At 60.2% G+C, this 15,144-nt stretch carries 11 protein-coding genes; 10 read left to right on the top strand and 1 reads right to left on the bottom strand.

Annotation, left to right across the window (positions count from 1 at the left end; genetic code table 11):
* Positions 1 to 26 precede the first annotated feature (26 nt).
* Positions 27 to 920: a LysR family transcriptional regulator ArgP gene (locus KBP52_RS24815; RefSeq protein WP_077574342.1), complete on the bottom strand. Its 894-nt coding sequence runs from the start codon at positions 918 to 920 to the stop codon at positions 27 to 29.
* Between the two features lie 96 nt (positions 921 to 1,016).
* On the opposite strand from KBP52_RS24815, the gene KBP52_RS24810 reads away from it, so the two are divergent.
* The 10 genes from KBP52_RS24810 to KBP52_RS24765 all read left to right on the top strand — a co-directional run bounded on the left by KBP52_RS24810 (position 1,017) and on the right by KBP52_RS24765 (position 15,052).
* The gene (locus KBP52_RS24810; protein ID WP_077574343.1) at positions 1,017 to 1,418 is read left to right on the top strand and encodes an ACT domain-containing protein; all 402 of its coding nucleotides are present in this window, start codon (positions 1,017 to 1,019) and stop codon (positions 1,416 to 1,418) included.
* A 5-nt stretch (positions 1,419 to 1,423) separates the two neighbouring features.
* Complete coding sequence (locus KBP52_RS24805; protein WP_116030025.1) at positions 1,424 to 2,026, top strand: LysE/ArgO family amino acid transporter; 603 nt, start codon at positions 1,424 to 1,426, stop codon at positions 2,024 to 2,026.
* A 176-nt stretch (positions 2,027 to 2,202) separates the two neighbouring features.
* Positions 2,203 to 2,799: a Fe-Mn family superoxide dismutase gene (locus KBP52_RS24800; protein WP_007918933.1), complete on the top strand. Its 597-nt coding sequence runs from the start codon at positions 2,203 to 2,205 to the stop codon at positions 2,797 to 2,799.
* A 333-nt stretch (positions 2,800 to 3,132) separates the two neighbouring features.
* The gene (locus KBP52_RS24795; protein WP_077574345.1) at positions 3,133 to 5,184 is read left to right on the top strand and encodes a bifunctional diguanylate cyclase/phosphodiesterase; all 2,052 of its coding nucleotides are present in this window, start codon (positions 3,133 to 3,135) and stop codon (positions 5,182 to 5,184) included.
* A 227-nt stretch (positions 5,185 to 5,411) separates the two neighbouring features.
* Positions 5,412 to 6,758 carry an imelysin family protein gene (locus KBP52_RS24790; protein WP_123593718.1) on the top strand — a complete coding sequence of 449 codons (1,347 nt, stop codon included), beginning with the start codon at positions 5,412 to 5,414 and terminating at the stop codon, positions 6,756 to 6,758.
* 278 nt (positions 6,759 to 7,036) lie between these two features.
* Complete coding sequence (locus KBP52_RS24785; RefSeq protein WP_212621166.1) at positions 7,037 to 8,464, top strand: di-heme oxidoredictase family protein; 1,428 nt, start codon at positions 7,037 to 7,039, stop codon at positions 8,462 to 8,464.
* 28 nt (positions 8,465 to 8,492) lie between these two features.
* Positions 8,493 to 9,557 carry an imelysin family protein gene (locus tag KBP52_RS24780; protein WP_212621165.1) on the top strand — a complete coding sequence of 355 codons (1,065 nt, stop codon included), beginning with the start codon at positions 8,493 to 8,495 and terminating at the stop codon, positions 9,555 to 9,557.
* 14 nt (positions 9,558 to 9,571) lie between these two features.
* Positions 9,572 to 10,672: a DUF1513 domain-containing protein gene (locus tag KBP52_RS24775; protein WP_212621164.1), complete on the top strand. Its 1,101-nt coding sequence runs from the start codon at positions 9,572 to 9,574 to the stop codon at positions 10,670 to 10,672.
* A gap of 182 nt (positions 10,673 to 10,854) precedes the next feature.
* Positions 10,855 to 12,003: an efflux RND transporter periplasmic adaptor subunit gene (locus KBP52_RS24770; RefSeq protein WP_212621163.1), complete on the top strand. Its 1,149-nt coding sequence runs from the start codon at positions 10,855 to 10,857 to the stop codon at positions 12,001 to 12,003.
* 13 nt (positions 12,004 to 12,016) lie between these two features.
* On the top strand, positions 12,017 to 15,052 hold the full coding sequence (locus KBP52_RS24765; RefSeq protein ID WP_212621162.1) for a multidrug efflux RND transporter permease subunit: 3,036 nt from the start codon (positions 12,017 to 12,019) through the stop codon (positions 15,050 to 15,052).
* Positions 15,053 to 15,144 lie beyond the last annotated feature (92 nt).

Here is a 15,144-nt window from a genome sequence, read left to right as displayed (position 1 = left end):
TGATTCGAGTGTCTTGACGCTGGCCGTCAGTCCAACGGCACCAGCCATTGCGCCGATGAGCGCACCAATTGCTCGGTCAGCAAGCCCAGCAGCTGACCGCCATTGCGCCAATGATGCCAGTACAACGGCACATCAATCGGTTTATCTGGCAACAGTTCGCGCAATAACCCGCGTTGCAGTTGCTCGCGCACTTGCAGTTCCGGCACCAGTCCCCAGCCGAGCCCGGCCTCGGTCAGGCGGATAAAACCTTCCGAGGATGGGCACAAATGGTGCTCGAATCCGCCATCGACACCCAACGAAGCGAGATAGCGATGCTGGAGAAAATCGTCAGGCCCGAACACCAGCGCAGGTGTTCGCGGCAATTGTTCGGCGCGCACGCCATCAGGAAAATGTCGTTCGATAAACGCCGGGCTGGCCAATGCGCGATAACGCATCGCGCCGAGCAACACACTGCGCGCACCGGCCACCGGTCGTTCGCTGGCGCAAAGGCACGCGGCCACTTCACCGGCGCGCATGCGTTTGAGGCCGACGGTCTGGTCTTCGACGACCAGATCGAGCAACAAATGCTGGTCGGCACAGAAGTCGCCAACCGCGTCGGCCCACCAGGTAGCGAGGCTGTCGGCATTCAACGCGATGCGCAAACGCTCTGGCAGGCCCTCTTCATCCAGTGCGGGCACCAGCGTCTGCAAATCGCGCTCAAGCAAACGCACCTGCTGCACATGGTTGAGCAGGCGCCGGCCAATCTCGGTCGGCGATGGCGGCGTGCCGCGTATCAGCACCGGCTGGCCAACCCGCGCTTCGAGCAGTTTGATCCGCTGCGAAATCGCCGATTGCGACAAGCCCAGCACCTGCGCGGCCCGTTCGAAACCGGCCTGCTCGACCACAGCGGCCAGAGCGGACAGCAATTTATAGTCGAACATCAGTTTTCCTAATGAGCGATCAGCAATATTGGTTTTTCTTATACAGGTTTCGCCCGGAGAATAGCCAGCAAGCACTGTTTATCAAGGAACACACACATGGCTGGCGAAACTTCACTCACGACTTTGTTGCGCAGCATGAGCCCGCAACTCAACGTCGGCGAATACGTGTTCTGCACCCTGCGCGACGGCGCGTTGCCGAGCGGTCTGGAGATTGTCGGTAGCTTCCACGAGCAGGAAGGCCTGACCGTGATTCTCGAACGTTCCCACGCCGAACAGGCCGGTTTCAGCTTCGACTATGTAGCAGCGTGGATAACCCTGAATGTGCATTCGGCTCTGGAAGCCGTGGGCCTCACCGCCGCGTTTGCCACAGCATTGGGCCAGGCCGGGATCAGTTGCAACGTGATTGCCGGCTATTACCACGATCATTTGTTCGTCGGTCAGGCCGACGCCGAACGCGCCATGCAAGTGCTGCGCGACCTCGCAGCCAACGCGGAGTAATTTTTATGTGGCAAAGCTATGTGAACGGCTTGCTGGTGGCGTTCGGGCTGATCATGGCGATCGGCACGCAGAACGCGTTTGTATTGGCGCAGAGCCTGCGTCGTGAACACCACTTGCCCGTGGCGGCATTGTGCGTGGTCTGCGATGCGCTGCTGGTGGCGGCGGGGGTATTCGGACTGGCGACGGTTCTGGCGCAGAACCCGACGCTGCTCGCCATTGCCCGTTGGGGCGGCGCGACGTTTCTGATCTGGTACGGCAGCCAGGCGCTGCGCCGGGCCTGTTCGAAACAGAGCCTGGGTCAGGGCGAGAACCAGACTGTGCGCTCCCTGCGGGCGGTGATGCTCAGCGCTTTGGCCGTGACGCTGCTCAACCCGCACGTTTATCTGGATACGGTGTTGCTGATCGGCTCTCTCGGCGCGCAGCAATCGGTGCCGGGCGCTTATGTAGTGGGCGCGGCGAGCGCTTCGTTGCTGTGGTTTTTCACGCTTGCGCTAGGCGCGGCATGGCTGGCCCCATGGTTGGCCCGGCCAAGTACCTGGCGGATCCTCGATCTGGTGGTGGCGTTGATGATGTTTACCGTGGCCGGGCAATTAATTTTCGCCAGTTGATTTATTCCAAACAGCTCTGGAACCTCTATCCCACACAGTTGTTGCGTGGTTATGCCGCAACCCCGGTGCTATGATCGAAACCCTGCGCCGCAAAGAGTAAAAACTCGCCGGTGCATTTCTGGCCGCCCGTGATCGGCCTTGCGCTCACCGCAACAGACCTGATTAGGAGAATCATCATGGCTTTCGAATTGCCGCCGCTGCCTTACGCACACGATGCCCTGCAGCCGCACATTTCCAAGGAAACCCTGGAATACCACCACGACAAGCACCACAACACCTATGTCGTGAACCTGAACAACCTGGTGCCAGGCACCGAGTTCGAAGGCAAGACCCTGGAAGAAATCGTCAAGACTTCCTCGGGCGGTATCTTCAACAACGCCGCTCAGGTCTGGAACCACACTTTCTACTGGAACTGCCTGGCGCCAAACGCCGGCGGTCAACCAACCGGCGCGCTGGCTGAAGCCATCAACGCAGCCTTCGGTTCGTTCGACAAGTTCAAGGAAGAGTTCAGCAAAACCTCGATCGGCACCTTCGGTTCCGGCTGGGGCTGGCTGGTGAAAAAGGCTGACGGTTCCCTGGCTCTGGCCAGCACCATCGGCGCCGGTAACCCGCTGACCAGCGGCGACACCCCGCTGCTGACCTGCGACGTCTGGGAACACGCTTACTACATCGACTACCGCAACGTTCGTCCTAAATACGTCGAAGCGTTCTGGAACCTGGTCAACTGGAAGTTCGTTGCTGAGCAGTTCGAAGGCAAAACCTTCACCGCTTAAGCTGCGCGCCAGTCAAAAAACCCGGCTTTTGCCGGGTTTTTTTATGCCTGCATTTAAATAGCGTTTTTCTCACCCTGAAAGCCGTCTACGGCTGCTTGCTGCCGTGTCACTGCGGGCTACCATCAAAAAGAGGAAAAAATGCTGCGAACCGCTCAAGTTGAGGGACGAAACTACCGACATAGTACAAATTAGGGCTAATACTCCAGACAGCAGCATTTCGGCCTAGGCCACGGGCAAATCATCCCCGGTCTGATTGTCCCTTTGACTGCCAACACGGGATTGCCAATACTCATGGCAACTTGACGCTACCCGCACGGAACAAGGAATAACCCTTTGAAGCTGGAACTCAAGAACAGCTTGTCGGTGAAGTTGCTCCGGGTCGTGCTCCTGTCGGCATTGATCGTCGGCGTAGTCTTGAGCTGCGCGCAGATTGTTTTCGATGCCTACAAAACCCGTCAGGCCGTTGCTGGCGACGCCGAACGCATCCTCGACATGTTCCGTGATCCCTCGACCCAGGCTGTCTACAGCCTCGACCGGGAGATGGGCATGCAGGTGATCGAAGGCCTGTTCCAGGACGATGCCGTGCGTCAGGCCTCCATTGGCCATCCCAACGAGGCGATGCTCGCGCAGAAATCCCGCGACCTGCAGCAGTCCAACAGCCGCTGGCTGACTGACCTGATCCTCGGCCAGGAACGCACCTTCACCACGCAACTGGTGGGGCGTGGCCCGTACAGCGAGTATTACGGCGACCTGAGTATCACCCTCGACACCGCCACCTATGGCGAGGGCTTTATCGTCAGTTCGGTGATCATCTTCATTTCCGGGGTTTTGCGGGCACTGGCCATGGGTCTGGTGCTGTATCTGGTTTATCACTGGCTGCTGACCAAACCGTTGTCGCGGATCATCGAACACCTCACCGAGATCAACCCGGATCGCCCCAGCGAGCACAAGATTCCGCAGCTCAAGGGCCACGAGAAAAACGAACTGGGCATCTGGATCAACACCGCCAACCAGTTGCTCGAATCGATCGAACGCAACACCCATCTGCGCCACGAAGCTGAAAACAGCCTACTGCGCATGGCCCAATACGACTTCCTCACCGGCCTGCCGAATCGCCAGCAATTGCAGCAGCAACTGGACAAGATTCTGGTCGACGCCGGCAAGCTGCAACGCCGGGTCGCGGTGCTGTGCGTGGGGCTGGATGATTTCAAAGGCATCAACGAACAATTCAGCTACCAGACCGGCGACCAATTGTTGCTGGCCCTCGCCGATCGCTTGCGTGCCCACAGCGGCCGCCTCGGCGCCCTCGCCCGCCTGGGTGGCGATCAATTCGCACTGGTCCAGGCCGACATCGAACAACCTTACGAAGCGGCAGAACTGGCGCAAAGCATCCTCGATGATCTGGAAGCGGCGTTCGCCCTCGACCATCAGGAGATTCGCCTGCGCGCGACCATCGGCATCACCCTGTTCCCGGAGGATGGCGACAGCACCGAGAAGTTGCTGCAAAAGGCCGAGCAGACCATGACGCTGGCCAAGACCCGCTCGCGCAACCGCTATCAGTTCTACATCGCCAGCGTCGACAGCGAGATGCGTCGCCGCCGCGAACTGGAAAAAGACCTGCGCGATGCGCTGTTGCGTGATCAGTTCTACCTCGTCTATCAGCCGCAGATCAGCTATCGCGATCACCGCGTGGTCGGCGTCGAAGCGCTGATTCGCTGGCAGCATCCGGAACACGGTCTGGTGCCGCCGGACCTGTTCATTCCGCTGGCCGAGCAGAACGGCACGATCATCGCCATTGGCGAATGGGTGCTCGATCAGGCCTGTAAGCAACTGCGCGAATGGCACGATATGGGTTTCGCCGACCTGCGCATGGCAGTGAATCTATCGACCGTGCAACTGCACCACGCCGAATTGCCGCGCGTGGTCAATAACCTGCTGCAAATGTACCGCCTGCCACCGCGCAGTCTGGAACTGGAAGTCACCGAAACCGGCCTGATGGAAGACATCAGCACCGCCGCGCAACACTTGCTGAGCCTGCGCCGTTCCGGTGCGTTGATTGCCATCGATGATTTCGGCACCGGGTATTCGTCACTGAGTTATCTGAAAAGTCTGCCGCTGGACAAGATCAAGATCGACAAGAGCTTCGTGCAGGATCTGCTCGATGACGACGACGATGCAACCATCGTTCGCGCGATCATTCAACTGGGCAAAAGCCTCGGAATGCAGGTGATCGCCGAGGGCGTGGAAACCGCCGAACAGGAAAGCTACATCATTTCCGAAGGCTGCCACGAGGGTCAGGGCTATCACTACAGCAAACCGCTGCCGGCCCGGGAACTGGGCGCCTATCTCAAACAGGCACAACGCACTAACGCGGCCATTCTCTAGATCAAAAGATCGCAGCCTGCGGCAGCTCCTACATGAATCGCATTCCCCTGTAGGAGCTGTCGAGTGCAACGAGGCTGCGATCTTTTGATCTGTGCCATCACACCGACGTAAATAAGAAATATTTCCAGCCACAACCCTTTACACATAATGCGAAAGATTTGCATTATGTCGCAGTTTTGCGCACCCCCAGCGCGAGTCCACTCAACTATCGAAGCAGGATGTTCGCCATGATTCGTATGCCTCTGGCTACCGCCAGTCTGCTGGCCATCGCTATTTCCCTCGCCGGTTGCGGCGAAGGCAAAGACAAGGCCGCCGCTCCGGCCGCACCGACGCCAGCCGCCAGCACCACCGCACCTGCGGCTGCGCCTGCCGCTGCCGGTAAAGTCGACGAAGCCGCCGCCAAGGCTGTGGTCGCGCACTACGCCGACATGGTCTTCGCCGTCTACAGCGATGCCGAATCCACCGCGAAAACCCTGCAGACCGCCGTCGACGCTTTCCTCGCCAAGCCGAACGCCGACACCCTGAAAGCCGCCAAGGCTGCCTGGGTCGCCGCGCGCGTTCCGTACCTGCAAAGTGAAGTTTTCCGCTTCGGCAACACCATCATCGACGATTGGGAAGGTCAGGTTAACGCCTGGCCGCTGGACGAGGGTCTGATCGACTACGTCGACAAATCCTACGAGCACGCACTGGGTAACCCGGGCGCCACCGCCAACATCATCGCCAACACCGAAGTTCAGGTCGGCGAAGACAAGGTCGACGTCAAGGACATCACTGCGGAAAAACTCGCCAGCCTCAACGAGCTGGGCGGTTCCGAAGCCAACGTCGCCACCGGCTACCACGCGATCGAATTCCTGCTCTGGGGCCAGGATCTGAACGGCACCGGCCCTGGCGCTGGCAACCGTCCGGCCTCCGACTACCTGGAAGGCGCCGGCGCCACTGGCGGTCACAACGATCGTCGCCGTGCCTACCTGAAGTCGGTGACCCAACTGCTGGTCAGCGACCTCGAAGAAATGGTCGGCAACTGGAAGCCGAACGTGGCTGACAACTACCGCGCCACTCTGGAAGCCGAGCCGGGCGAAACCGGTCTGCGCAAAATGCTCTTCGGCATGGGCAGCCTGTCGTTGGGCGAACTGGCCGGCGAGCGCATGAAGGTTTCCCTGGAAGCCAACTCCCCTGAAGACGAGCAGGACTGCTTCAGCGACAACACGCACAACTCGCACTTCTACGATGCCAAAGGCATTCGTAACGTCTACCTAGGTGAGTACACCCGTGTTGACGGCAGCAAAATGACCGGCGCCAGCCTGTCGTCGCTGGTGGCCAAGGCTGACCCGGCTGCCGACACTGCACTGAAAGCCGATCTGGCTGCCACTGAAGCGAAGATCCAGGTCATGGTCGATCACGCCAACAAGGGTGAGCACTACGACCAGTTGATCGCAGCGGGCAACACCGCTGGCAACCAGATCGTTCGCGACGCCATCGCCTCGCTGGTCAAGCAGACCGGTTCGATCGAAGCCGCTGCCGGCAAACTGGGCATCAGTGACCTGAACCCGGACAACGCTGATCACGAGTTCTGATCAACCGCGTCTGCGTCAAAAGAGGCGACCTTCGGGTCGCCTTTTTCATGTCTGCCGTACACGGCCCTTTGTAGGAGTGAGCCTGCTCGCGATAGCGGAGTGTCAGTTGACGAATTAGTGTCTGATGCACCGCTATCGCGAGCAGGCTCACTCCTACAGGGGTTTTGCATTGCTCTTCAGATTTGCGCTGTATCAAGCAAACGATAATTCCTCTTATTCAATCATCCCGGCCCTGTTAGACTTTGCGCCTTTATTTTTGCCCGTCCGCAGGATGTCTGATGCCCTCGCTGCCTCTTCGCTTGTCCGCACTGTTGCTGGCCCTGGGCCTGAGTGCCTGCGATGACGCCCCGCGTTTCACCAAGGCCGAGCCCGGTGAAGCCCGTTCGGGCGGTGCAGCGACCGTGCGCAAGACCGATCAGAATGCGTTCTCTCTGCCCTCGGCCAACCTGCCGCCGTCGCGGCGGGTGGATTTCAGTGTCGGCAACAGTTTCTTCCGCAGCCCATGGGTGATCGCACCGTCGACCACCACTGCGCGCGATGGTCTCGGCCCGCTGTTCAATACCAACGCCTGCCAGAACTGCCACATCAAGGACGGTCGCGGCCATCCGCCAACGCCGGATGCCGCCAACGCGGTATCGATGCTGGTGCGCCTGTCGATCCCTGATGCGCCGCAATTCGCCAAGCTCATTGAGCAAGTCGGCGTAGTGCCGGAGCCGGTCTACGGCGGCCAGTTCCAGGACATGGCCGTGCCCGGGGTCGCCCCGGAAGGCAAGGTGCGCGTCGATTACACACCCGTGCCCGTGCGTTTCAAAGACGGCACCGAAGTCGAACTGCGCAAACCGGTGTTGCAGATCACCCAGCTGGGCTACGGCCCGATGCACCCGGACACGCGTTTTTCCGCCCGCGTCGCGCCGCCGATGATTGGCCTGGGCCTGCTCGAAGCGATCCCCGAAGAAGCCATCCTCGCCAACGCCGCCGCACAGGCAAAAGACAAAAACGGTATCAATGGCCGCCCCAATCAGGTCTGGGATGACGCCTTGCAGAAAACCGCCATGGGCAGATTTGGCTGGAAAGCCGGGCAACCGAACCTCAATCAACAGAATGTTCACGCGTTTTCGGGTGATATGGGTCTTACGACGAGTTTGAGACCCTTTGATGATTGCACCGACGCGCAAACCGCCTGCAAACAAGCGCCAAACGGTAATGGCCCGGATGGCGAGCCGGAAGTCAGCGATAACATCCTGCGTCTGGTGCTGTTCTACAGCCGCAACCTCGCTGTGCCGGCACGCCGTGGCATCAACGATGCAGAAGTGCTGGCCGGCAAGAACCTGTTTTTCCAGGCTGGCTGCGATGCCTGCCACACGCCGAAATACACCACCGCCGCCAACGCGGCCGAGCCTGAACTGGCCAATCAAGTGATTCGCCCGTACAGCGATCTGCTGCTGCATGACATGGGCGACGGTCTGGCCGACCACCGCACGGAATTCCAGGCCTCCGGCCGCGACTGGCGCACGCCGCCGTTGTGGGGGATTGGCCTGACGCAAGCGGTCAGCGGCCACACCCAGTTTTTGCATGACGGTCGCGCGCGCAATCTGCTCGAAGCGGTGCTCTGGCACGGCGGCGAAGCGCAAGCCGCGCAGCAACAGGTTTTGTCTTTCAATGCCGAGCAGCGTGCCGCGCTGCTGGCGTTTTTGAACTCACTTTAAACACTGATAAAAGAATCGGGAGCCCGACATGTTCCGTCCCAAGCTACTGTTCACCAGCCTTGCCGCGCTCGCCCTCGGCGCCTGCTCGCCGCAGGATCCACAAGCGGTCACCTCGGCGGCCATCGCCAAATCGGTGATCCTGCCGACCTACACCCGCTGGGTCGAGGCCGACAAGCAACTGGCGGTTAGCGCCCTCGCCTACTGCCAGGGCAAAGAAACCCTGGAAACCGCCCGCGCCGACTTCCTCCACGCACAGAAAGCCTGGGCCGAGCTACAACCGCTGCTGATCGGTCCATTGGCCGAGGGTAACCGTTCGTGGCAGGTGCAGTTCTGGCCGGACAAGAAGAACCTCGTTGGTCGTCAGGTCGAGCAACTGGTTGTCGCGCAACCGCAGATCGATGCCGCTGCACTGGCCAAATCCAGCGTTGTCGTTCAGGGTCTGTCGGCCTACGAATACATCCTCTTCGACGCCAAGCCTGATGTGGCCAACGCCGAGCAGAAAGCCAAGTACTGCCCACTGCTGATCGCCATCGGCGAGCGTCAGAAGCAACTGGCCGAAGAGATTCTGCAGAACTGGAACAACACCGACGGCATGCTCGCGCAGATGACCAAGTTCCCTAACCAGCGTTATGCCGACTCCCACGAAGCGATCGCTGATCTGCTGCGTGTGCAAGTCACCGCGCTGGACACCCTGAAGAAAAAACTCGGCACGCCAATGGGCCGCCAGAGCAAGGGCGTGCCACAGCCGTTCCAGGCCGATGCATGGCGCAGCCAGTCTTCGCTGACTGCACTTGAAGCCAGCCTCGCAGCGGCCAAAACCGTCTGGGAAGGCGTCGACAACAAAGGTCTGCGCGGTCTGTTGCCATCTGAGCAAAAGCCTTTGGCCGACAAGATCGATGCCGCTTACGCCGCGTCGCTGAAGCTGTTCGACAGCACCCAGCGTTCGCTCGGCGAAATGCTTGAAGACGACGCTGGTCGTCAGCAACTCAACGACATCTACGACAGCCTCAACGTCGTCCATCGCCTGCACGAAGGCGAACTGGCCAAGGCGCTGGGCATCCAACTGGGCTTCAACGCCAACGACGGTGACTGATGAGGGCAACGGCCATGCTGCGACGTCAGGTTCTGACTTTAGGTAGTGCACTGCTGGGAGCAGTGACGCTGGGCGGCTGGACGCTGTTCAAACGCAAGGATCAGAGCCCGCTGTTGCTGTCGGCGCGCGACGACACTGACGGCAAGCATTACGCCGTCGGCTATCGGCTGGATGGCACGCGGGTGTTCGCCACCGAAGTCGGCCAGCGTTGCCACGACATCATCAACCACCCTACGCAGCCGATCGCGTTGTTCGTCGCCCGTCGTCCGGGTACCGAGAGTTACCTGATCGACCTGCGTGACGGTAAGTTGCTGCAGACCGTGACCTCGCAGCCGAACCGGCATTTCTACGGGCATGCCGTGGTGCACAAGGACGGCGAATACCTGTACGCCACCGAGAACGACACCACCGATCCTGGCCGTGGTTTGCTCGGTGTGTACAAGTTCGAAGGCGAACGACTGGTGCACAGCGGTGAGATTTCCACCCACGGCCTCGGCCCGCATCAGGTGTCGTGGATGCCCGACGGCGAGACGCTGGTCGTGGCCAATGGCGGGATTCGTACCGAGGCGGAAAGCCGCGTCGACATGAACCTCAACGCCATGGAGCCAAGTCTGGTCTTGATGCAACGTGACGGCACTTTGCTGAGCAAGGAAACCCTCGCCCAGCAGATGAACAGCGTGCGCCATCTGGGCATCGCCAGCGACGGCACCATCGTTGCCGGTCAGCAATTCATGGGCGCCTCGCATGAGCGCTCGGAACTGTTGGCGATCAAGCGTCCGGGGCAGCCGTTCGTGGCGTTCCCGGTGCCGGATCATCAGTTGCAGTCGATGGGGCATTACACCGCCAGTGTTGCCGTGCACAGTGATTTGCGTCTGGTCGCCCTGACAGCGCCGCGCGGCAACCGTTTCTTTATCTGGGATCTGGACAGTGGCGAAGTACGCCTCGATGCGCCGTTGCCCGATTGCGCCGGTGTCGGTGCGGTGAAGGACGGTTTTGTCGTGACCTCCGGGCAAGGACGTTGCCGGTACTACGATTGCCGTCAGGATGAGTTGTTGGCCAAGCCGCTGGAATTGCCGGCGGGGCTCTGGGACAACCATCTGCATCTGATGGCCTGAAACAGCCTTAAAAGATCGCAGCCTTCGGCAACTCCTACATTGGAATACACTCCTCTGTAGGAGCTGCCGAAGGCTGCGATCTTTTTGCGCCCCCCCTGTAATAACTGCCAGTTGGAATCCCCCCTGCACTCGGAGTAATGTGCCCGCCTGTCTCACCTGATTTATCCAAGGAACTGGAAAATATGCTGCGTCGCCGCATGCTGATCATGTTGGGTGTTGTTTTGCTGATCGTCCTGGTGCTGGGCGGGTACAAAGCCTTTTCGATCTACACGATGATCCAGGGCTTTTCCAAGCCGAAACCGCCGATCAGCGTCGCCGTGGCCAACGCCAGCGAACAGCCGTGGCAGCTGCGTCTGCCGACCGTCGGCACGCTCAAGGCGCTGCAAGGTGTCGAGCTGAGCCTGGAAGTGGCCGGCACCGTCACCGAGCTCAAGTTCGAATCCGGACAGAAGGTCAAGGCCGGGCAACCGCTGCTGCAACTCGACAGTGGCGTCGAAACCGCCCTGTTGGAGACCGCCAAGGCTGATCTGGGTCTGGCGCAGCTGGACTTCGGCCGTGGCAGCCAACTGATCGACAGTCGCGCCATTTCCAAAGGTGAATACGACCGGCTCTCGGCGGTTCTGCAAAAGGAGCGAGCCACGGTCAATCAGCTCAACGCAGCGCTGGCGAAAAAGCGCATTCTCGCGCCGTTCAGCGGCACCATCGGCATCCGCCAGGTCGACATTGGCGACTACCTCGCCAGCGGCACCAAAATCGCGACCCTGCAGGATTTGAGCAGCCTCTACGCCGACTTCTACCTGCCCGAACAATCGATCCCGAAACTGGCCATCGGCCAACCGGTGCAAATCGCGGTCGCCGCGTATCCCGGGCAAAACTTCGCCGGCAAGATCAGCGCAATCAACCCGATCGTTGAAAGCACCACGCGCAATATTCTGATCCGCGCCACGCTGGCCAACCCTGACGGCAAATTGTTGCCGGGCATGTTTACCAGCCTTGAAGTGCTGCTGCCCGATCCGCAAAAACACGTCGTGGTACCGGAAAGCGCGATCACCTACACCCTCTACGGCAACTCGATCTACGTGGTCGGGCAGAAGAAAGCCGAGGACGGCAGCGTCGAAAAGGATGACAAGGGCCAACCGGTGCTGATCGCCGAACGCCGCTTCATCGAAACCGGTGAACGCCGCGATGGCCTGGTGATGATCAACAAGGGCGTGCAGAGCGGCGAACAAGTGGTGACGGCCGGCCAGATCAAACTGGACAACGGTGCCCACATCGCCATCAGCGACGACAAGACCCTCGGCGAGCAGAACAGTCCGCCGCGCGCCGACTGATCAAGGAATCCCCATGGCTTTTACTGATCCGTTCATCCGCCGCCCGGTGCTCGCCACCGTGGTCAGCCTGTTGATTGTGTTGCTCGGCTTTCAGGCCTGGAGCAAGTTGCCGCTGCGCCAATACCCGCAAATGGAAAACGCCCTGATCACGGTGACCACCGCTTACCCCGGGGCCAACGCCGAAACCATTCAGGGCTACATCACCCAGCCGATGCAGCAAAGTCTGGCCAGCGCCGAAGGCATCGACTACATGACCTCGGTCAGCCGGCAGAACTTCTCGGTGATCTCGATCTACGCGCGCATCGGTTCGAACACCGACCGTTTGTTCACCGAATTGCTGGCCAAGGCCAACGAAGTCAAAAACAAGTTGCCGCAGGACGCTGAAGACCCGGTGCTGAGCAAGGAGTCCGCCGATGCCTCGGCGCTGATGTACATCAGCTTCTTCAGCAAGGATCTGAGCAACCCGCAGATCACCGATTACCTGTCACGGGTGATCCAGCCAAAACTGGCAACCCTGCCGGGCATGGCCGAAGCGGAAATCCTCGGCAATCAGGTGTTCGCCATGCGCCTGTGGCTCGACCCGGTGAAGCTCGCCGGTTTCGGCCTCAGCGCCGCCGATGTGACCAACGCCGTGCGCCAGTACAACTTCCTTTCCGCCGCCGGCGAAGTGAAAGGCCAGTACGTGGTCACCAGCATCAACGCCAACACCGAACTGAAATCGGCCGAGGGATTTGCGGCGATTCCGCTCAAGGTCAGTGGCGACAGCCGCGTGCTGCTCAGCGATGTCGCGCGGGTGGAAATGGGTGCGGAAAACTACGACTCGATCAGCTCGTTCGGCGGCACGCCGTCGGTGTACATCGGCATCAAGGCGACACCCGGCGCCAACCCGCTGGACGTGATCAAGGAAGTGCGCAAGCTGATGCCCGAGCTGGAAGCGCAGCTGCCGCCGAACCTGAAAAGCGAGATCGCTTACGACGCCACGCTGTTTATTCAGGCCTCGATCGATGAAGTGGTGAAAACCCTGTTCGAAGCGGTACTGATCGTCATCGTCGTGGTGTTCCTGTTCCTCGGCGCATTGCGTTCGGTGGTGATCCCGGTGGTGACCATTCCGCTGTCGATGATCGGCGTGATGTTTTTCATGCAGATGATGGGCTACTCGATGAACCTGCTGACGCTGCTGGCGATGGTGCTGGCCATCGGTCTGGTCGTCGACGATGCGATTGTCGTGGTGGAGAACATTCACCGGCACATCGAGGAAGGCAAGACGCCGTTTGATGCGGCGCTGGAAGGCGCGCGAGAAATCGCCATGCCGGTGGTCTCGATGACCATCACCCTGGCGGCGGTGTATGCGCCGATCGGTTTCCTCACCGGGCTGACCGGGGCGCTGTTCAAGGAGTTTGCCCTGACCCTGGCCGGCGCAGTGGTGATTTCCGGGATCGTCGCCCTGACCCTGTCGCCGATGATGTGCGCATTTTTGCTGCGTCACGAGGAAAACCCAAGTGGCCTGGCGCATCGGCTCGACCGTATTTTCGAAGGTCTCAAGCGCCGCTATCAGAGCATGCTGCACGGCACGCTGAACACACGGCCGGTAGTGCTGGTGTTCGCGGTGATCGTGCTGTGTCTGATCCCGGTGTTCCTCAAGTTCACCAAATCGGAACTGGCCCCGGACGAAGACCAGGGCATCATTTTCATGATGGCCAACGCACCGCAGCCGACCAACCTTGATTACCTGAGCACCTACACCGACGAATTCATCAAGATCTTCAAGGAATTCCCGGAGTACTACTCCTCGTTCCAGATCAACGGCTACAACGGCGTGCAGGCGGGCATCGGCGGTTTCCTGCTCAAGCCGTGGAACGAACGCAGCCGCACGCAGATGCAGATCCTCCCCGAAGTGCAAGGCAAACTGGGCGCCATCCCGGGTCTGCAGATCTTCGGTTTCAACCTGCCCTCCTTGCCCGGCACCGGTGAAGGCTTGCCGTTCGAGTTTGTGGTCAACACCGCCAACGATTATGAGCTGTTGTTGCAAGTCGCCGACCGGATCAAGAAACGCGCGATGGAATCCGGCAAGTTCGCCTTCGTCGACCTTGATCTGGCGTTCGACAAGCCCGAAGTCGTGGTCGATATCGACCGCGCCAAAGCGGCGCAGATGGGCGTGTCGATGCTGGATCTCGGTGGCACGCTGGCGACGCTGCTGGGCGAGGCGGAAATCAACCGGTTCACCATCGAAGGGCGCAGCTACAAGGTGATTGCTCAGGTCGAACGGCCGTACCGCGACAACCCGGACTGGCTGAACAATTACTATGTGAAGAACACCCAGGGTGAGCTGCTGCCGCTGTCGACGCTGATCAAGGTCAGCGACCGCGCCCGACCGCGCCAGCTCAACCAGTTCCAGCAGCTCAACGCGGCGAAGATTTCCGGTTTCCCGTTGGTCAGCATGGGCGAAGCCATCGACACGGTCTTGCAGATTGCCCGCGAAGAAGCGCCGGCCGGGTTTGCCTTCGACTATGGCGGCGCCTCACGCCAGTTTGTGCAGGAAGGCAGCGCGTTGTGGGTGACGTTTGCCCTGGCCCTGGCGATCATTTTTCTGGTGCTGGCGGCGCAGTTCGAGAGTTTCCGCGATCCGCTGGTGATTCTGGTGACGGTGCCGTTGTCGATCTGCGGGGCGCTGATTCCGCTGTTCCTCGGCTGGTCGAGCATGAACATCTACACCCAGGTCGGGCTGGTGACGCTGATCGGTCTGATCAGTAAACACGGGATTCTGATCGTCGAGTTCGCCAACCAGTTGCGCAAGGACAAAGGCCTGACGGCGCGTGAAGCCGTTGAGGAAGCGGCGGCGATTCGCTTGCGGCCGGTGCTGATGACCACGGCGGCGATGGTGTTTGGCATGGTGCCGTTGATTCTCGCCACGGGTGCGGGGGCGGTCAGTCGCTTTGATATCGGTATGGTGATTGCCACGGGGATGTCGATCGGCACGTTGTTTACGCTGTTTGTGCTGCCGTGTGTTTACACCCTGCTGGCGAAACCCGAGCCCAAGCCAACCGCATAACCCCCTGTAGGAGTGAGCCTGCTCGCGATAGCGGTGGATCAGTCGCCTTAAATACTGACTGACACACCGCTATCGCGAGCAGGCTCGCTCCT

This window comes from Pseudomonas sp. SCA2728.1_7 (genome assembly GCF_018138145.1).
Classification (GTDB): Bacteria; Pseudomonadota; Gammaproteobacteria; order Pseudomonadales; family Pseudomonadaceae; genus Aquipseudomonas; species Aquipseudomonas koreensis_A.
This window is presented reverse-complemented; position numbering and strand designations above follow the sequence as displayed.